This window comes from Caulobacter segnis (genome assembly GCF_019931575.1).
GTDB lineage: Bacteria > Pseudomonadota > Alphaproteobacteria > Caulobacterales > Caulobacteraceae > Caulobacter > Caulobacter segnis_C.
Genome location: NZ_CP082923.1, coordinates 2,243,091 through 2,261,270, shown reverse-complemented (window position 1 = coordinate 2,261,270; position 18,180 = coordinate 2,243,091). Strand labels below are relative to the sequence as shown.

The window sequence follows — 18,180 nt, the reverse complement described above, 5'->3', positions numbered from 1 at the left end:
CAGAAAGAACGACAAAGGGAGAGACACCATGAAGCTGCAAACCATCGCCCCCTACTCGCTTTTGGCGGGCGGCGCGCTCGCCCTGGTCGCCGCCGCATCGGCCAACGCGGCGGAACTGTCGCGCAAGCCGTTCGGGGCCATCGCATCCGGAGAGGCCGTCGAAGCCATCACCCTCACGAACGCCAAGGGCGTCAGCGCAACGATCATCACCTACGGCGCGACCTTGCAGTCGCTCATCGCGCCTGACCGCGCGGGCAAGAAGGCCGACATCGCCCTCGGCTACGCCGACGCCGCCACCTACGAAAAGAACGCGAGCTATTTCGGCGCCTCGGTCGGGCGTTTCGCCAACCGCATCGGCAAGGGCCGCTTCACGCTGGACGGCAAGACCTATCAACTGGCCCTGAACAATAACAAGGTCGCCGCCCTGCACGGCGGCGTGAAGGGCTTCGACAAGGTCGTCTGGAAGGTGCTGGACGCCAAGTCGGGCCCGACCGCGTCGGTGACCTTCGGCCATGTCAGCCCCGACGGCGACGAAGGCTATCCCGGAACCCTGACCGCCACGGCGACCTACGCCCTGGACGAGCAGAACAACCTGACGATCACCTACGGCGCGACGACCGACAAGCCGACCATCGTCAACATGACCAACCACGCCCTGTTCAACGTCGCCGGCGAAGGCGTCGCCGAGGGCGCGATGGGCAACGTCCTGACCCTTCCGGCCGACGGCTACACCCCGGTCGACGGTGAGCTGATCCCGACTGGGACCATCACGCCGGTGGCCGGCACGGCCTTCGACTTCCGCAAGCCCACGGCCGTCGGCGACCGCATCCGCGACGCCAGCGACCCGCAGCTGGTGGTCGGCCGCGGCTACGACCACAACTACGTCCTGAACGGCAAGGCCGGTGGCGCCCCGCGTCTGGCCGCGCGCCTGGCCGACCCGAAGAGCGGCCGCGTGCTGGAAATCCTGAGCGACCAGCCCGGCATCCAGTTCTACGCCGGCAACTTCATCGACGGCACGACCATCAGCAAGAGCGGCAAGATCTATCGCCAGGGCGACGGCATCGCGCTGGAGCCGCAGCACTTCCCCGACGCGCCGAACAAGCCGCAGTTCGCGCCGGTCCGCCTGGATCCGGGCCAGAAGTACAGCAATACGATGGTCTTCAGGCTGACCGTCGCGAAGTAGCCGCGCCTCCTTCGCGGGCAAGGCGCGCCGCGTTCGTTCGCAATCGCTACGAACTCCAGGAACCCCGGGTCAATCCGTTTGACCCGGGGTTCTTGCTGTCGCTTGCTGTCCTGGCTCTCGCGGGAGAGATCGGGCCCCGGCCCGACGCTGAAGGCGAAACCGCCCCGGAAACGCTCAAGCAAAAGGACCGCGCGGGCTTCTGAACGCTGGAAAGCAGGGCGCCAGACGCCCTCGCCGAAGGAGCAAGGCGCGCCCCGCCAACGCGATGGGGGCCGCTGAATCTCTCAGGCGCCAAGGACAGCGGGGGTGCGTAGGCGAGCCATACCGGCGCGCCCAGCTCCCGCGTGCTCATGCAAGACTGACCAAACTCGGCCCATCCCTCTCGACCAGAAAGCCGAGAACGCGATCGTCGATCAGACTTTCGCGAAATAAATGCTGCTTATGAGCATATCTATATTTCCATTGTTCATATATTGAACAAGTCTGCGCAGCATCTCGACTTAGTCATTATATCGTCACCGACTGAGAAATTCTGAATTTACCCGAACGGGACACATGGCGACGCTACCCCCAGTCAAAAAGTGATTGGGGATAATGATGACCTTTCGTAACCCGTCGCGCGGGGCTCACCGCCTGCGAGCGCTTCTTCTCACCGCTTCGATTCTGGGAGGCGCGACGCCCGTCCTGGCGCAGGAGGCCGACAAGGTTTCCGAGGTCGACACCGTCGTCGTGACCGGCAAGCGCCTGTCCGAAGCCAGCGTGGCGATCGGCACCGACCACGCCACCGCCACGGTCTCGATCACCCGCGAGGCGCTGCTGTCGGCTCCGGCGGGCATCACCGGCCTGAAGATGCTGGAGTCCCTCCCCGGCTTCAACGTCCAGGCCAACGACGCGCTGGGCATGTACGAGTTCGGCAACTCGGTCTCGGTCCGCGCCTTCAACTTCCAGCAGATCGGCTTCCTGCTAGACAACATCCCGATGGGCCGTAGCGACCAGTTCGGCGGCAGCCCGATCTATCGCTATGTCGACAACGAGAACCTGCTGCGCGTCACCGCATCGGCCGGCGCGGGCGACGTCGCCCTGCCCAGCTATGCCTCGTTGGGCCCGATCGTCGACTACTTCACCCAGGCCCCAGCCAAGGAGGCCGGCGGCGCGATCAGCGGCACCCTGGGCAGCGACAACCTGCGCCGCGGCTTCCTGCGCCTGGAGACAGGCGAGCACGGCGGCTTCTCGGGCTATGCCAGCGGCTCGTGGATCAAGGGCGACCTGTGGCGCGGCCCGGGCACGATCGACCGCAAGCACTTCGAGGGCAAGCTGAAGTACGCCCTGCCCAACGGCGGCGACATCAGCTTCCAGACCGTCCACAACGACTATTTCGACTATGACAGCCCGTCGATCACCCTGGCCCAGTACAATGGGACGGCTGGCGACGTGTTCGGGCGATCGGGCCGCTACTTCGCCTATCTGGGGATCGTGCCGACCCCGGGCGCGGCGGGCACCACCCAGAGCGCGACCAACCTGCCGGCGGTGGCGGGCGGCCCCACCTATTCCAACGCCAACTACGCCCAGTACTACAAGTTCGCGGTCAACAAGCGGAAGGACCACCTGTACGGCCTGACGCTGAACACGCCGATCACCGACAATTTCGATCTGACCACCACGGCCTATTACGAGGACAAGGGCGGCTACGGCGTCTCCCCCGAGGCCTACGCCACCTCGCTGGCCAGCTACAACGCTGAGGTCGGCAAGGTGGCGGGCATCGTCGCGCCCAAGGGCATCCAGTACGGGCTTTCCGGCATCGACGGCATCCGCAAGGGGATCACCGGCAAGGTCGCCTGGCATTTGGGCTTCAACAAGATCGAAGCCGGCCTCTGGCTGGAGAACGACGACTATCACCGCACCCAGAACCGCTACAACGTCGAGAACGGCAATCCCGACGGCGCGCCGCTGTTCAATGAGCGGGTTCACGCGCAGCGCGACTACAAGTCGTTGCGCGAGACCAAGCAGTTCTTCGTCAAGGACACCCTGACCCTGCTGGAAGCCAAGCTGAAGGTCGAGCTGGGCTTCAAGGCCACCGACATCGACTACAAGATCGCCGGCTATCGCAATCCGAACGACTATATCAACGGCCGCCACCCGATCCTGAAGGACAATTGGAAGGACAGCTTCCTGCCGCAGGTCGGCGCGGTCTACAGCCTGACAGGTCGTGACCAGGTCTTCGCCTCGTACTCCGAGAACATGGCCCTGCCGCGCGGCGCCGACGACATCTTCTCGGCCGCCAGCCCGACCGTCACTGGTCCCGAGCCCGAGACCTCCACGAACTGGGAGCTCGGCTACCGCGCCAACCACCGCACGTTCAACGCCTCGATCGTGGCCTATCAGACGGAGTTCAAGAACCGCCTGCAGTCGTTCGCATCCCTGGTTCCGGGCGGCGGCGGCGTGACCGAGACCTTCTACCAGAACGTCGGGGCGGTGAAGGCCAAGGGCGTCGAGTTCAGCGGCCAGTGGAAACCGGAAGTCTTCGACGGCAAGGCCTATTTCAACGCCAACGTCTCGTACAACGACGCCAAGTTCCAGGACGACGTGCTGAACTACCGCGCCAGCACCACGGCCGCGGCGACCACCCTGGCGATCGCCGGCAAGAAGGTGCCGGACTTCCCCGACTGGGTGTTCACGACCGGCGTCACGCTCGAGCCGTTCGACGGCCTGCTGGTCAATGTCTCGGCCCGCCATCTGGAGAGCCGCTTCACCAACTTCGTCAACAGCGAGAAGGTCGGCGGCTACACGATCGTCAACGCCTATATCGACATCGGCGACGGTTTCGCGGCCGGCCCGTTCAGCCAGGTCAAGGCCCGGGTCAATGTCGATAACATCTTCGACAAGGACTATCTGGGCACGATCAGCACGACGGTGAACACCGCTGCAAGCTTCCGTCCGGCCCCGCCCCGGACGATCCAGTTCACGATCTCGGCGGACTTCTAGAACGACAAAGCCGGTCGGTCCGGGAGGACCGACCGGCTCCTGCCTCGAACACGCCGGCGCGATGTTACTCGGCGGCCGCCAACGCCCCGGCGTAGCGGTTGACCGGGACATCCAGCCCCAAGCTCTCGCGGAAGGTCGAGCCTTCGTACTCGGTGCGGAACAGCCCCCGCGCCTGCAGGATCGGCACGACCAGCTCGACGAAGGCCTCCAGCTGGCCCGGCAGGCTCTCGAACAGCACGAAGCCGTCGGCGCCGCGTTCCTCGAACCATTGCTGCAGGCTGTCGGCGACCTGCTCGGGCGTTCCGACGAAGTGGCCGCGCGGCGTGGCGAAGCGCAGGGCCGCCTGGCGCAGGGTCAGGTTCTCGTCCTTCACCGCCGCGACGATGCGGTTGACCGCGCTCTGGTTGGAATTGGCTCCGAACGCGGCGGCTTCCAGCGGGAACGGGCCGTCGGGATCGTGCTGGCTGAAGTCGTACTCGTTGAACGGCCGAGCCAGCATCGACAGGGCGTTGTCCAGCGACACCAGCTCGGTGAGTTCCTTGTAGAGGGCTTCGGCCTCGTCGGGCGTACGGCCGACCACCGGCCGGGCGGCGGGCAGCACGTGCAGCTGGTCCGGGTCGCGGCCGTAGCTCGCGGCGCGGGCCTTGATGTCCTGGTAGTAGGCCTTGGCCGCGTCGATCTCCTCGTGCGAGACGAAGATCGCGTCGGCCCGGCGCGCGGCGAAGGCCTTGCCGTCCTCGGACGCCCCGGCCTGGAAGATCACCGGCTGCCCCTGCGGCGAGCGGCTGATATTAAGCGGCCCCTTCACCGAGAAGAACTCGCCCTTGTGGTTCAGGGTATGGAGCTTCGCCGGATCGAAGAACTGCCCGCCCTTCTTGTCGAAGGTCAGGGCGTCGTCCTCCCACGAGTCCCAAAGGCCCTGGACCACGTCCAGATACTCACCCGCCAGGCGGTAGCGGACGTCGTGGGCGTAGTGCTTGTCGCGGCTGTAGTTGGCGGCGCTGCCCTCCAGCCACGAGGTGACGACGTTCCAGCCGGCGCGGCCGCCGCTGATGTGATCCAGCGAGGCGAACTGGCGGGCGACGTTGAACGGCTCGCTGTAGCTGACCGTCAGGGTGGCCACGAGACCGATATTGTTCGTGGCGCCGGCCAGGGCCGACAGGATGGTCAGCGGCTCGAAGCGGTTCAGGTAGTGCGGGCTGGACTTCTCGGTGATGTAGACGCTGTCGGCCACGAACAGGAAGTCGAACTTGCCGGCCTCGGCCACCTGGGCCTGGCGCTTGTAGAACTGGAAGTTGGTGCTGGCGTTGGGCTGGGCGTCCGGGTGACGCCAATCGCCCCAGCCGGGGCCGACGCCGTGCAGGATGAAGCCGAGCTTCAGCTGACGCCCAAGGGTTTCGGGAGAAGACATTGAAAGCTCCGATCTATTCGGCGGGAACCAGGGTGATGTCGCGGACGGCCTCGCGGACGGGGTCGGCCTCGGTGCGGACCAGCCAGTCGGGGCTCACATCGACGAAGCGGACGACCCGCTCGTGGTCGATGACGACGACGGCGGGCTGGGGCAGTTCCCAGGTTCCCGTGCCGGTCGTCTCGCCGATGAAGGCGCCCTTGGCGCGTTGCGCGGCCTGGCTGGCCTCGTCGGCCGTGTAGAGGATGCCAAAGCGACGGCCGAGGCCGTTGTCCGGATCCGTGGCGACCTTGAACGACAGGCCATGGCGGGTCCGGATCTCGCCCAGGCGCTCTGGGACCTGCGGGCTGATGGCCACCAGGGTCGCGCCCAGGTCGCGCAACCCCGGCGCCAGCGCCTCCTCATAGTACGGCAAGGCGATGTTGCAGGCCGGGCAGCCGGCGAAGCGGAAGAACACCAGCACCGCCGGGCCGCGCTGGATCAACGCCTCCAGCGACAGTTCCCCGCCCTCCACGTCCAGCAACGTGAACGACTCCAGGCGCTCGCCGACCTTGACCCATCGCGACGGGTCGGCGGTCTCCACCAGCGTCCGTCGCTGGTCGATGTTGATCTTCAGCTGGGCCGGATCCCACGTGCGTTCGCGCTCGGCGTGCAGGTCGGCGAGGCGGTCCTTCAGGCTCTTGAGGCTCATGACGAGCGTCCTTCCTCGGGTCGAGCGGTCTTGGCGGCGGCGAGTTCAATCGCCTGCAGGCGGGCGCGCTCGAAGATCGCCCCCATCCGCCAGTGTTGGTTGGTGTGGGTGGCCGCGTGCTCGCCCCAGCCGTGGTCGCGACGGAACGCGCCCACCTGGCCCGATGCCAGGGCCTGCTCGGCCGTAATCCCGGCGATCCGCTCGACCTCGGGCCAGACGAAAAGGGCGTCGGTCGGGCAGTAGAGTTCGCACAGCAGGCAGGTCTGGCAGTCGGCCTGGGCGGCGATCACCGCCTTGCCGCCCTCGCCCAGCCGTAGGACGTCGCTGGGACAGGCGTCGACGCAGTCGCCACAGCCGCCGCAACGATCCTCGATGACGACCTCGATCATCAGGCGACCTCCGCCTGCGCGGCGATTGGCTCGAACCGCGTGAAGACCCGGTCCAGGCCCTGAGCGCGCTGGCGGCTGGAAAGGCGCGGATCAAGGCCGGGCGCGTCCTCCCGGCGATGCATGCCCCGGCTTTCGCGGCGCGCCAGGGCCGCGGCCTTGCTCCAGCGTCCTGCGGCGACCAGGGCGGCGGTCTCGCGCAGCCGCAGGCCCGCGCGGCCTTGGGCCCGGCCGTGATCGGCCAGCTCGCGCCAGATCCCGTCCAGGCGCGCCAGCGAGGCGGCCAGGGCGTCGCCTCGGCGGAAGATGTTCTTGTCGTAGGCGTTCAGTTCCTCGCGCACCGCCTGGACGGCGCCGGGGACGTCAAACGCCCCGGCGTTGCGGCGGGGCGTCAGGCCAGCCTGGCCGGTGGCGATCACCAGATCCGTCTCGCGCGCGCCGGTCGAACGCGCGCGCCGCGCCGCCGCCGCGCCGGCCCACTGTCCCGACGACAGCGCCCAGGACGAGTTAACCGCGCCGCCGCCCGAGATCGCGCCGGTGACCAGCTCGCGGCTGGCGTTGTCCCCGGCGACGTAGAGACCGGGCACGGCGGTCTGGCAGTCATCGTCGTCGACGCGCAGCCCACCGATACCCCGGATCGTGCCTTCGGCGTGCAGCGTCACTTCGAAGCGATCACGGTAGGTTTCGACGCCAAGCCTTTTGAACGGCAAGACGAAATTGGGCTGCACTTCAGGCATGATCGCCCGAATGTCCTCGGGGATCCGGTCCAGTCGGCAGAACAGCGGCCCCTTCAACAGGGCCCGCGCCAGAAGCGGCGTGACGTTCGGGCCGTTCGGGATGTCCAGCTCGTTGTCGTCGGCGTCGAACCAGCGGGCGAAGCTGTAGGCCATCGACCGGGCCATGTTCGTGCCGGCCACCGAGGCGGTGTAGTAGTTGGTGAACTCCATGCCCGAGAGATCGGCCCCGGCCTCGACGCCCATCAGCAGGCCGTCGCCCGTATTGGTCGCCGAACCCAGCAGGCGCGACGCGAAGGCGGTGCCGCCAGCGGCCAGCACGACCGCCCCCGCCCGGATCGTCCACGGCCGCTCGCCGCGCAGGGCGACGCCGGCCGCGCCGGCGATCGACCCGTCGCCGTGACGCAGCAGTTGCAGAGCCGGATGGTGGTCAAGGATCCGCGCGCCCGCCGCCAGGGCGTAGGCGCGCATGGCCCGCATGTATTCCGGCCCGCGCAACGCGCGGTACTGCGCCTCGCCCCGCTCGTCGGTCGAGAAGGCGTAGTGGTCGGCGAGGCCCGGCAGGCTGGTCCAGGTCAGGTCCAGGATCCGACGCATCCAGTCCGGGTCGCCCAGACCCAGCGAGCGCTGCAGCCGGTCGGCCACCGCCGCCTCGCGGCGTTCGGGCGGAACCCACCAGTGACCGGGACCGGCCGTGGCGGTGACGCCGCTGGTCCCGCAGCGACCCTTGTCGACCAGGACGACAGTCGCGCCTTCGCGAGCGGCCGCCACGGCCGCCCAGGCGCCGGCCAGGCCGCCGCCGATGACCAGCACGTCGGTCGCCAGGGTCAGCGGTTCGCTCACGCCAGCGCCCCGTTGAACGAGGCGTCGAAGGCGGCCGCCGGATCGCGGGTCGTGTTGACCGCGCCCGCCGCCCGGAAGCGATCGAGCACCGCCCTCGCCTCCTTCACGGAGTCCTCGCCCAGCGGCGCGGGCAGGATGCGGTACTGGCGGACCGTATAGAGAGCGACCTCCTCCGAAAGGCCCGTCTCCTTGGCCAGCACCTTGCCGAAGGCGTCCGGATTGTCCGCCGCCCAGCGCCGGGCCTTGGCCAGGCGGCGCAGGAAGTCTTCGATCTGCGGCCGCTTTTCGGCGATCGCCCTCTCGCTGGCGGCCTCGTAGCCGAAACCACCCAGCAGCCCCTCGCCGTCGACCAGGATCCTCGCCGCGTCGTGCAGGCGCGCCAGGGCCACGTAGGAGCCCCAGGTCACCCAGGCGTCGATCGAGCCGGCCGTGAAGGCGGCCTTGGCGTCGCCAGGGCTGAGATAGACGATCGAGGCGTCGGTGGGCTTGAGGCCCGCGTTCTCGAGCACCCTGAGCAGCAGGTAATGCCCGATCGAGCCGCGTCCCGTCGCGATCTTCTTGCCCTTCAGGTCGGCGGGCGAGGCGATCGGCGAATCCTTGCGCACCAGGATCACCGTCGACGAGCCGCCACTGCGGCCCGCCTGCACGGCCTTGATCCTGGCCCCGCCGGCATAGGCGAACAGGAACGGCGCATCGCCCGCCTCGCCCAGGTCCACGGCGCCCGCGCCCACGGCCTCCAGCAGCGGGGCGGCGGCGGGAAACTCGCTCCACTCGATCCTGTAGGGAACGCCCTCCAGCGCACCGGACGCGATCAGCACCGCCTTGGTGCCGCCGCGCTGGCTGCCGACCTTCAGGACCGGCTGGCCGCTCTCGGCTCCGGAGCAGGCGGCCAGACCGGAGACCGTGAGCCCGCCAAGGGCCAGATTGATCAGTAGCTGGCGTCGATCCATCGCGCCCTCCCTCAGAAGCTCTGGGTCAGGCGGGCGTAGTAGTAGCCGCCGGTGATGCCGAAGGGCGAGAAGATGCCGAACTGGCCCGTGCCCTGGTCGGCGTTGACGATCCCGATCTTGTCGGGGTGTTCGTCGAACAGGTTGTTGGCCCCGATGGCGATGTTGGTCGACGGCCGGACCTGCCAGGCGATGTCGAGGTCGGTGACCCATTTGGGGCTGAACGTGCGGTCCAGGCTCGCAGACGTCCCAGCCTCGGTGTAGCGGCCATAGCGGGTGTTGCGCAGGCTGGCGCTCCAGTCGCCGCGCGACCACTGGGCCCCGATGATGATCTTCTCGCGCGGCGTGCCGACGGTGAGGTCGGAGATCTTCTGTCGGTCGAACAGAACGAGGTTGGGGTTCACCGCCGTCAGCACGGCGGGCGTCGCTTTCAGCTTGGTGATCTTGGTCTTGTTGAAGGCGTAGGCGGCGTTGAGGTTCAATCGGCCCAGGCCGCCGAGGTCGAAGCCATACTCGCCGACGAAGTCGACGCCGGTGGTCCGGGTCGAGACGGCGTTGGTGTAGTAGGTCGCCGTCAGTCCCTGCGGGAAGCGCGCCAGCAGCGGCGCCAGGTCGGCCCGCGACGCCAGTTGGGCCACCGACAGGTCGAGATTGCTGGTGTCGACAATGCGATCGTCGATCTGGATCTCGTAAGCGTCCAGGGTCAAGCGCAGGCCCGCGACCGGCTCGGCCGTGACGCCGAAGCTGTAGTTTGTCGAGGTTTCCGGCTTAAGCGTTTCCGCGCCCAGGGCTTTCGCCTCGGCGCTGTCGGTGCGTAGGACCTTGGTCGGGAAGGTGAGGTATTCGCCGGGCGTGCAGGGCGCGCCGCGGAAGACGTTGTTCGGGGCCGCCGGGCACAGGCTGCCGTTGTTGGTCGAGGTGGCGAACAGGGTCTGGCCCAGCGACGGGGCGCGGAAGCCATTGCTGACCGTGGCCCGCACGGCGTAGCCCGGAAGGAACTCCCATCGCGTCGTCAGCTTGCCGCTGGCCGTGTCGCCCACACCCTTGCCGTACTTCTCGTAGCGACCGGCGATACCGACGTACCAGGTGTCGGTGATGTCCGTTCCGAGATCGACATAGGCCGCGCCGCTGTGGCGATGGATCGAGCCGGCGTCCTCCGGCGCGGTGCCGGCATAGGACGCCAAGCCCGGATTGGGCCGCAGTCCGGCGAACGGCTGGCCCGCCGGAATGACGTAGTCGCCGACGATGTAGGAGGCCTCGTCGCCCGCCTCGATCAGGAAGCGTTCGTAGCGATGCTCAAGTCCCCACGAGACTTGCAGCGGATTCTTCAGCCAGCCCGAGACCTCGCGGGTGACGTCGAAATTGTTCGTCCACTGCCGGAACTCGTGGGTCGACAGGTGGAAGTAGGTCGGGCTGGACGGACCCAGGGTGGCGTTCAGCGTGTTCTCGCCGTCCAGCTGGGCGTGATCCTGGGCCAGGGTCGTCGAGAGGTCCCAGGCCCAGCCGGCCGTCTCGCCGCGCGCGCCGAAACTGGTCTGGAAGTCCAGCTCGAAGATCCGGCGATAAGCATTGAACCCGTCGGGATAAACCTCGGGCAGCGAGTTGCGGTTCAGCGGCCGGCCGGCGGTGACCCCGGCCACCGGCGCGAGGTTGGGCAGGAAGCTGCCGGTGTTCTTCTTGGACGAGCGATGGCTCAGCGTGCCCGACGAATAGAGCTTCAGGTCATGCCAGGGCAGTTCTGCGTTGTAGGACGCGGCGAGAATGTCCTCCTCGCCCGGCCCGTAGCTCTGGCCCCAAGAGTAGCGATCGGCCGTGGCGTCGCGCGGATCGGGTGTGACGGTGGTGACGCCGCCGACAGTCGTCACGGTCGGCTGGTAGATGTACTGGGCGCGCGAGGGCGCGGCGCGGTTGGCCGCCTCGTTGTTCTTCCAGTTCAGCGCGAGGTACAGGAATCCGCCCTTGTCGCCCAGCGGCCGGCCCCAGTTGATCGTGGCGGCGCGGGTGTCGCCGTCGCCGACATAGTTCTGGCCGCCCGTGTAGCTGAACGAGCCGCCTTCGGAATCGTCCTTCAGGATGATGTTGACCACGCCGGCGATCGCGTCCGAGCCATACTGGGCCGAGGCCCCGTCGCGCAGCACCTCGATGCGCTCGATGGCCGAGGCCGGGATGAAGTCCAGGTCGACGGGCGCCCCGCCCCGGCCGACGCGGGCCAGGTTATTGATCAGCGAGGTGGTGTGACGGCGCTTGCCGTTGACCAGGAACAGGGCCTGGTCGCCGTTCAGACCGCGCAGAGTGATGGCCCGCACCGTCCACGAGGTGCCGCCGCCATTGATGCCCGGCAGGTTGAACGACGGGATCAGAGTGTTGAGCACCTCCTTGAGGCCGACCTTGCCGGTGGCCAGGAGTTGCTCGCCGCCGATCACGTCGACGGGCGCGGGGCTGTCGGCGACCGTGCGGCGGGCGCCGCGCACGCCGGTGACGATGACGCTGTCCACGGCCGTGGAGCCCTCGGCGTCGGCGACGGGCGCGGGCGTCGCATCGGCCGCACGGGCCACGCCGCCGCTCAGCGCCAGGATCGAGGCGCAGGTCAGCAAGGCGGTCTGGAAGGTCGGCTTGAAGGGACTCTGTCGGACAACCGTCCGCGCTCGCAGCAAGGTCAAAGGTCTACCCCCGCGCCCAATGCAGATGGGCGTCGTTTGATGGACTCGAATGTCGGAAGCCCCCGGCCCTGGGGCGGCTTGGATCGAACGGCGCGACCATGGCGGCGCGTTCGCCTCGCCGCGACCGAGTATTTCTCTGAACAAATTCAGAGTTTTATATATCGCGCCTCACAATAAGCGGCATTTGCGGAACACATATCCGCCAAGGCGGCTTGCAAGTTGGCGAGTGATCGTCGAGAAAATCCTATCAATTTCATAGAGTTTTCCATGCCCCCAAAGCCAGCGCCCGTCATCGCCGTCGTCGGCGCGGGGTTCAGCGGAGTCATGACGGCCCTCAACATCCTGCGCCGGTCGGCCCAGGCGAAGGTGATCCTGTTCGAGCGTCGCACGCCGGTCGGGCTCGGCGCGGCCTACGCCACCCACAATCCCGGCCACCGCCTGAACGTACGGGCGGGCAATATGAGCGCCTGGCCGGACGATCCCGGACACTTCGTGCGCTGGCTGAGCCGGGAGAAGTTCGGCCTGGGCCCGGCCGACTTCGCCACCCGCGCCGACTATGGGCGCTACATCCAGGGCCAGGTCGCCGAGATCGCCGAGGGCCCCGCCGGGGCCGGACGCCTGGTGGTCACGCCGGACGCGGTCGTCGGGCTGGAGCTGGGCGGCGACGGCTGGCGGCTGCAATGCGCCATGGGCCGCTCGGTCACCGCCCATGCCGTCGTGCTGGCGTTGGGCAATCCGCCGCCGGCCCGGCCGCCCGGGATCAGCGCCGCCTTCGCCGCGTCCGAAGCCTATGTCGCCGATCCCTGGCGCTGGAACGCGGCCGACCTGCCCCCGGGACCAGTGTTGCTGATCGGCACGGGCCTGACCATGGTCGACGTGGCCCTGTCGCTGAACGACGCCCAGCACGGCCGGCCGATGCTGGCCTTGTCGCGGCGCGGCCTGGCGCCGCTGGAACACGATGGCGCGCCGCCGCTGGTCCTGCCCGCGCCGCCGCCCGAGACCCTCTCCCCGCTGGAGGCGTTCGCCTGGCTACGGGCGGCGGCGGCGCGATACGGCTGGCGCACCGCCATCGACGCGACCCGCCCGGTGACCCAGGCGCTTTGGCGCAACTGGAGCGTGGCCGAGAAGCAGGCCTTCCTGCGCCATGCCCGCCCGTTCTGGGAGATCCATCGCCATCGCCTGGCGCCCCTCGTCGCCCGCCGCATCGGCGCCATGCGCGCCACGGGCCAGCTGACCCTGGCCGCGGGCAAGATCCGGAGCGTGGCGTTGCAACCCGACGGTTTCGCCCTCTGCCGGTGGCGCGGCCGTAATGAACAGGGCGGCTATGTCTTCCGCGCCGCCTCGGTGATCAACTGCACCGGCCCGACCAGCGACGTGCTGGCCTCGACCGATCCGCTGATTCAGGACCTGGTCCGCCGGGGTCTGGCCCGCCCCGATCCGCTGCGTCTGGGGTTCGATGTCGATGACGACAGCCGGGTGCGCGACGTGTCGGGCCAGGCCTCGCCGACCCTGCTGGCCGTCGGCCCGGCCTCGCGCGGCGCGTCGTGGGAGATCACCGCCGTGCCGGACATCCGCGGCCAGACGGTCAGGGTGGCGCAAGGCGTCTTGGCCGCCGTCGGCGCCTAGAGGTCCAGCGCCGCGGCGTGGATCAGCTGGGCCAGCTTGGCGATCGAGGCGTGAGGCGTGTCGTTGGTCCGCTGGACATAGGCCACGTCCGGCAGCGGCGGCAGGCGGTTGCTGGCCAGGGGCGCGCGGTCCGGCAGGAACAGCGACGTGCGGCAGGTCACCGCCAAGCCCGCCTGCACCGCCGCGCGCAGCGCCGATAGGCTGGGCGTCTCCAGCGCCACCCGAAACGGCCGCCCGTCACGCTCCAGCGCCGCCAGGGTGGCGTCGCGGAAGCGGCACGGCGATTCCAGGATGGCGATCGGCAGGACGTCGCTCTCGGCCAGCACCGTCTCGCCGTGCCAGACCATCGGCACCACGCGGGCGGCGCGGGGGTCATCCGCCGCGCCCATGCACAGCACCACGTCCAATCGGTCGGCCTCCAGCAGGCCCAGGAGCTCTGGCGACCCCGCCACCCGCACCTGCAGCTGGGTGTCGGGATTGAGCTGAGCGAACCGCGCCAGAACGCCCGAAAGCAGGGTCTCGGCGAAGTCCTGCACCACGCCGACCCGCGCCGGCCCGGCCAGGGCGTCGCCCGTCAGCGCCACCACCGCCCGGTCGTTCAGGGCCAGGATCTCCCGCGCCCGGGGCAGCAGGGTCTGGCCGGCGGGCGTCAGCACCAGCCGCCGCCCCTCCCGATGGAACAGCGGCGTCAGCACCGTCTCCTCCAGGCGCTTCATCTGCAGGCTCAGCGCCGACTGGGTGACGAACACCCGCTCGGTCGCGCGCAGCATCGAGCCGGAGTCGACGATCGCCACGAAGCTCCGCAGCAGTTCGGTCGGCAGGTTGGTCACCATCGGCGGCCTCTTGAGATTTGCTAATAAGCTATGTGAGGATAAGTCTATTGATCAAGTAGGAATTCAACGTCCTTCTCTGTGGACCCGCGGCGCTTGCGTCGCAACGGTTTCCGACGAGAGAGGACCGCAGTGTCTCTGGCGACGACCTACAGAATTTCTGAAGCTAGGCCGTGGCGGTGGCCCGATCTGGCCCGAGCCCGCTGGCTTTCTCCCGTCCTGTTGCTGGCTTTGTGGGAGCTGGGCGCGCGCGCCGGCGTGATCCCGCCGCGGGTGCTGGCCGCGCCGTCCACGGTGCTGGAGACCTTCTGGACCCTGACCGCCTCGGGCGAGCTGCCCAAGAACCTGCTGGTTTCGCTGGCCCGGGCCGGCGCGGGCTTGAGCATAGCCTTGGTCGTGGCGGTGACCCTGGGCCTGGTGTCTGGCCTGTCGCGCTGGGGCGAGACGCTGGTCGACCCGCTGATGCAGATCAAGCGGACCATCCCGGTGCTGGCCCTGACGCCGCTGTTCATCGTCTGGTTCGGCATCGGCGAGACGCCGAAGATCCTGCTGATCACCGTCTCGGCGACCTTCCCGCTGTATCTCAACCTGTTCGCCGGCATCCGGGGCGTCGACGTCCGCCTGGTCGAGGCCGCCCGCAGCTTCGGCCTCAAGGGCTGGAGCCTGGTGCGAGAGGTGATCCTGCCCGGCGCCCTCCCCTCGTTCTTCGTCGGCCTGCGCTACGCCCTGGGCGTCTCGGTGCTGGTGCTGGTGATCTCCGAACAGATCAACGCCCAGGCCGGCCTCGGCTACCTGGTCAACAACGCTCGCGACTTCATGCGGACCGACATCATCGTCGTCTGCCTGGTCGTCTACGCCCTGCTCGGCCTCGGCGCCGACGCTCTCGTCCGCACGCTGGAGCGCAAGGCGCTGGCGTGGCGCCCCAGCCTCGTGGAGCAATGACCATGGCCACCCCGCAACCGCGCCTGCGCCGCCCGGCCGTATCCCGCTCCGTCGAACAGGCCGCCGAGCCCGCCGTACAGCTCAGGAACTTCGTCCGCCGCTTCGGCGAAAACACCGTCATCGACGGCCTGGACCTGTCGATCGCGCCGGGCGAGTTCGTCGCCCTGCTGGGCGCCAGCGGCTCGGGCAAGACCACCCTGCTGCGCACCCTGGCCGGCCTCGACTCCGCCACGGGCCAGGACGTGAAGACGCCTGATGCTCGCGCGGTCGTGTTCCAGGACGCCCGGCTGCTGCCGTGGAAGAAGGTCTGGCGCAACGTCGCGCTGGGTCTTTCGGGCGCCGACGTCCGGATCCGCGCCGAGGCGGCGCTGAAGGAGGTGGGCCTGGGTCATCGCCTCGACGCCTGGCCCGGCACGCTCTCGGGCGGCGAGGCGCAGCGCACCGCCCTGGCCCGCGCCCTGGTCCGCGAACCCGGCCTGCTGCTGCTGGACGAGCCGTTCGCGGCGCTGGACGCCCTGACCCGCCTGAAGATGCACGAGCTGGTCCTGTCGCTGTGGCGCGAGCACGCTCCCGCCGTCCTGCTGGTCACCCACGACGTCGACGAGGCCATCGCCCTGGCCGACCGCGTGCTGGTGCTGGACAAGGGTCGCATCGCCGCCGAGGAGCGCATCGATCTGGAGCGCCCCCGCGCCCCGGACGCCCGCTTCCAGATCATCCGTCGCCGCCTGCTGGGCCACCTGGGCGTCGAGAGCGCCCCGGCGCACGGCGAAGGTCATCTGGTGGCCTTCCCGACCGGCGAGGTCGTGCTGTGAACGCGCCGGCGCATCGCTTTGAAGCACAGGCGAAATTACCCGACCTCGATACGATCCTGCCGGGCCTGACAGAAGCGTTCGCCGACACGGCCGCCCAGCATGATCGCGAGGCCAGCTTTCCGGCCGACAACTTCCGTCGCCTGCACGCGGCGAACCTGTTGGCCTTGACCGCACCCGCGCGCTTGGGCGGGCTGGAAGCCGACCTGCCGACGGCGCTGAAGGTGGTTTCCGCCGTGGCCCGGGGCGAACCGGCGACGGCGCTGGTCCTGGTCATGCAGTACCTGTTCCACGCCTCGGTCGAGGGCCGCTCGGGCTGGCCCGAGCACCTGAAGCAGCGGGTGATCGGCGAGGCGATCGAGCACGGCGCCCTGATCAACGCCCTGCGGGTCGAACCAGACCTCGGCACGCCCGCCCGTGGCGGCCTGCCGGCGACCATCGCCCGCCGCACGCCCGAAGGCTGGCGGATCAGCGGCCGAAAAATCTACTCGACGGGCTCGACCAACCTGACCTGGTTCGTGGTCTGGGCCCGCAGCGACGACGCCGAACCTCTGGTCGGCGGCTGGCTGGTCCGCGCCGACAGCCCGGGCGTGGTGATCGAAGAAACCTGGGATCACCTGGGCCTGCGCGCCAGCGCCAGCCACGACGTGGTGTTCGAGGACGTTCTGGTCCCGCTGGACCACGCCCTGGACCCGCAGCCCGTCGGCGCGCCGCCGCCCTATCCGGCCAGCTTCGCGGCCTGGTCGGCGGTGCTGACCTCGGCCATCTACGACGCCGTCGCCCGCGCTGCCCGAGACTGGCTGGTCGAGTTCCTGGCCAATCGCAAGCCGGCCAACCTGGGCGCGACGCTCTCGACCCTGCCCCGCTTCCAGGAAGCGGTCGGCGAGATCGACGGCCTGCTGCTGTCCAACCGCGTCCTGCTGGACACCGCCGCGCGCGGCGAGGTCGACGGCGTCGAGGCCAGCCTGGTCAAGCACCTGGTCACCGAGAACGCGATTACCGTCGTCGAGAAGGCCCTGAAGCTGACCGGCAATCCGGGCCTGACACGCCTCAATCCGCTGGAGCGCCACCACCGCGACGTCCTGTGCGGCCGCGTCCACACGCCCCAGGCCGATGTCGTGCTGACCAGCGCCGGCCGCGCGGCGTTCGCCTCCCCGGCTGCTTCGGGGGTCGCCAGATGAGCCGCATCGTCGTCGCCAGCCAACTGCCCGAGGTGTTCAACAGCGTCTTCGCCCAGCACGTCGCCGACGCCGACATCGTCGCCGTTCCGCCGGGTCTGACCACGCCCCTGCCGCCACGGGCCAAGGTGCTGGTCGCCGCGCCGTTCCGGAAAGCCGGCGGCGTCCTGCCCGACCGGCCGCCGCCCGGTTGGCCGTTCGACGTGCGCTGGGTGCAGCTGGTCTCGGTCGGCATCGACTTCTATCCGGACTGGCTGTTCGAGGGGCCCGTCGTCACCTCGGCGCGCGGCTCGTCGGCCGTCGCCCTGGCCGAGTTCGCCCTGGCCGCGATCCTGGCCGAGGCCAAGCGCTTGCCCGACATCTGGATCGACAGCGCTCACCGTTGGGCGCCGCAGCAGCTGAAGCTGGTCGCCGGCTCGACCCTGGGCCTGGTCGGCTTCGGTGCGATCGGCGAGGCCCTGGCCCCACGCGCCCAGGCGCTGGGGATCAACGTCCTGGCCGTCCGTCGCTCTGACGCCCCCATTCCCGTGCCGGGCGTCGAGCGGGTGGCAGACCTCAAGACCCTGTTCGAGCGCAGTGACCACGTGGTCCTCGCCGCGCCGGCGACGCCGCAGACCGAGCGGATCGTCAATCGCGACCTCTTGCTGCACGCCAAGCCTGGCCTGCACCTGATCAATATCGCTCGCGGCGCCCTGATCGACGACGAGGCGCTGCTGGCGGCGCTGGACGAGGGCCGGGTCGGCCGCGCCAGCCTGGACGTCACCTTCCCCGAGCCGTTGCCGGACGCCCATCCGTTCTATGGCCACCCCAAGGTGCGCCTGTCGCCGCACACCTCGGTGCACACGCCCGACACCCGCATCAACCTGGCGACCCAGTTCGCCGAGAACCTGGCCCGCTTCCGGTCCGGCGCGCCCCTGGCCGGCGTCGTCGACCTGTCGCGCGGCTACTGAAGGACCTCAAC

The 18,180-nt window shown here is 69.1% G+C and carries 14 protein-coding genes and 1 riboswitch; of the genes, 7 read left to right on the top strand and 7 right to left on the bottom strand.

Going from position 1 to position 18,180, the window contains the following annotated elements:
• The first annotated feature begins 28 nt into the window (after positions 1-28).
• On the top strand, positions 29-1,183 hold the full coding sequence (locus K8940_RS10435) for an aldose epimerase family protein (RefSeq protein ID WP_223395312.1): 1,155 nt from the start codon (positions 29-31) through the stop codon (positions 1,181-1,183).
• Between the two features lie 110 nt (positions 1,184-1,293).
• Positions 1,294-1,383: riboswitch (glycine riboswitch) on the top strand.
• Between the two features lie 385 nt (positions 1,384-1,768).
• Positions 1,769-4,165: a TonB-dependent receptor gene (locus K8940_RS10430; RefSeq protein ID WP_223395311.1), complete on the top strand. Its 2,397-nt coding sequence runs from the start codon at positions 1,769-1,771 to the stop codon at positions 4,163-4,165.
• Between the two features lie 64 nt (positions 4,166-4,229).
• Here the strand turns inward: K8940_RS10430 and K8940_RS10425 are convergent, their stop codons facing one another.
• Genes K8940_RS10425 through K8940_RS10400 form a run of 6 tightly spaced genes read right to left on the bottom strand, consistent with a single transcriptional unit; the run spans position 4,230 to position 11,834 of the window.
• Positions 4,230-5,576, bottom strand: coding sequence for an LLM class flavin-dependent oxidoreductase (locus K8940_RS10425; protein WP_223395310.1), 1,347 nt, complete (start codon positions 5,574-5,576; stop codon positions 4,230-4,232).
• Positions 5,577-5,589: 13 nt separating this feature from the next.
• The gene (locus K8940_RS10420) at positions 5,590-6,264 is read right to left on the bottom strand and encodes a peroxiredoxin-like family protein (RefSeq protein ID WP_223395308.1); all 675 of its coding nucleotides are present in this window, start codon (positions 6,262-6,264) and stop codon (positions 5,590-5,592) included.
• Entirely contained in the window at positions 6,261-6,653 is a 393-nt protein-coding gene (locus K8940_RS10415) for a ferredoxin family protein (RefSeq protein WP_223395306.1), read from the bottom strand. The genes K8940_RS10420 and K8940_RS10415 overlap by 4 nt, the downstream gene beginning before the upstream one ends.
• Positions 6,653-8,227 carry an FAD-dependent oxidoreductase gene (locus K8940_RS10410; RefSeq protein WP_223395305.1) on the bottom strand — a complete coding sequence of 525 codons (1,575 nt, stop codon included), beginning with the start codon at positions 8,225-8,227 and terminating at the stop codon, positions 6,653-6,655. The genes K8940_RS10415 and K8940_RS10410 overlap by 1 nt, the downstream gene beginning before the upstream one ends.
• The gene (locus tag K8940_RS10405; protein WP_223395304.1) at positions 8,224-9,177 is read right to left on the bottom strand and encodes an ABC transporter substrate-binding protein; all 954 of its coding nucleotides are present in this window, start codon (positions 9,175-9,177) and stop codon (positions 8,224-8,226) included. Before K8940_RS10405 ends, K8940_RS10410 begins: the two co-directional genes overlap by 4 nt.
• An 11-nt stretch (positions 9,178-9,188) precedes the next feature.
• Positions 9,189-11,834 carry a TonB-dependent receptor plug domain-containing protein gene (locus K8940_RS10400; protein ID WP_223395303.1) on the bottom strand — a complete coding sequence of 882 codons (2,646 nt, stop codon included), beginning with the start codon at positions 11,832-11,834 and terminating at the stop codon, positions 9,189-9,191.
• Between the two features lie 267 nt (positions 11,835-12,101).
• On the opposite strand from K8940_RS10400, the gene K8940_RS10395 reads away from it, so the two are divergent.
• The gene (locus K8940_RS10395) at positions 12,102-13,460 is read left to right on the top strand and encodes an FAD/NAD(P)-binding protein (RefSeq protein ID WP_223395302.1); all 1,359 of its coding nucleotides are present in this window, start codon (positions 12,102-12,104) and stop codon (positions 13,458-13,460) included.
• On the opposite strand, the gene K8940_RS10390 is transcribed toward K8940_RS10395, so the two are convergent.
• Positions 13,457-14,293, bottom strand: a complete 837-nt coding sequence (locus K8940_RS10390) for a LysR substrate-binding domain-containing protein (protein ID WP_223395301.1) — start codon at positions 14,291-14,293, stop codon at positions 13,457-13,459. The genes K8940_RS10395 and K8940_RS10390 overlap by 4 nt on opposite strands.
• Before the next feature lie 129 nt (positions 14,294-14,422).
• On the opposite strand from K8940_RS10390, the gene K8940_RS10385 reads away from it, so the two are divergent.
• The 4 genes from K8940_RS10385 to K8940_RS10370 are packed head-to-tail and all read left to right on the top strand — an operon-like array spanning position 14,423 to position 18,169.
• Positions 14,423-15,232: an ABC transporter permease gene (locus tag K8940_RS10385; RefSeq protein WP_411675593.1), complete on the top strand. Its 810-nt coding sequence runs from the start codon at positions 14,423-14,425 to the stop codon at positions 15,230-15,232.
• 2 nt (positions 15,233-15,234) lie between these two features.
• Entirely contained in the window at positions 15,235-16,044 is an 810-nt protein-coding gene (locus tag K8940_RS10380; protein WP_223395299.1) for an ABC transporter ATP-binding protein, read from the top strand.
• Complete coding sequence (locus K8940_RS10375) at positions 16,041-17,222, top strand: acyl-CoA dehydrogenase family protein (protein WP_223395297.1); 1,182 nt, start codon at positions 16,041-16,043, stop codon at positions 17,220-17,222. Before K8940_RS10380 ends, K8940_RS10375 begins: the two co-directional genes overlap by 4 nt.
• Positions 17,219-18,169: a D-isomer specific 2-hydroxyacid dehydrogenase family protein gene (locus tag K8940_RS10370; protein ID WP_223395296.1), complete on the top strand. Its 951-nt coding sequence runs from the start codon at positions 17,219-17,221 to the stop codon at positions 18,167-18,169. Before K8940_RS10375 ends, K8940_RS10370 begins: the two co-directional genes overlap by 4 nt.
• Positions 18,170-18,180: the final 11 nt, after the last annotated feature.

Bases quoted from the DNA above. Each gene is read 5' to 3' on its own strand.
- K8940_RS10435 (WP_223395312.1), top strand. From the start codon at position 29: ATGAAGCTGCAAACCATCGCCCCCTACTCGCTTTTGGCGGGCGGCGCG.
- K8940_RS10425 (WP_223395310.1), bottom strand. From the start codon at position 5,576: ATGTCTTCTCCCGAAACCCTTGGGCGTCAGCTGAAGCTCGGCTTCATC.
- K8940_RS10420 (WP_223395308.1), bottom strand. From the start codon at position 6,264: ATGAGCCTCAAGAGCCTGAAGGACCGCCTCGCCGACCTGCACGCCGAG.
- K8940_RS10415 (WP_223395306.1), bottom strand. From the start codon at position 6,653: ATGATCGAGGTCGTCATCGAGGATCGTTGCGGCGGCTGTGGCGACTGC.
- K8940_RS10405 (WP_223395304.1), bottom strand. From the start codon at position 9,177: ATGGATCGACGCCAGCTACTGATCAATCTGGCCCTTGGCGGGCTCACG.
- K8940_RS10395 (WP_223395302.1), top strand. From the start codon at position 12,102: ATGCCCCCAAAGCCAGCGCCCGTCATCGCCGTCGTCGGCGCGGGGTTC.
- K8940_RS10390 (WP_223395301.1), bottom strand. From the start codon at position 14,293: ATGGTGACCAACCTGCCGACCGAACTGCTGCGGAGCTTCGTGGCGATC.
- K8940_RS10380 (WP_223395299.1), top strand. From the start codon at position 15,235: ATGGCCACCCCGCAACCGCGCCTGCGCCGCCCGGCCGTATCCCGCTCC.
- K8940_RS10370 (WP_223395296.1), top strand. From the start codon at position 17,219: ATGAGCCGCATCGTCGTCGCCAGCCAACTGCCCGAGGTGTTCAACAGC.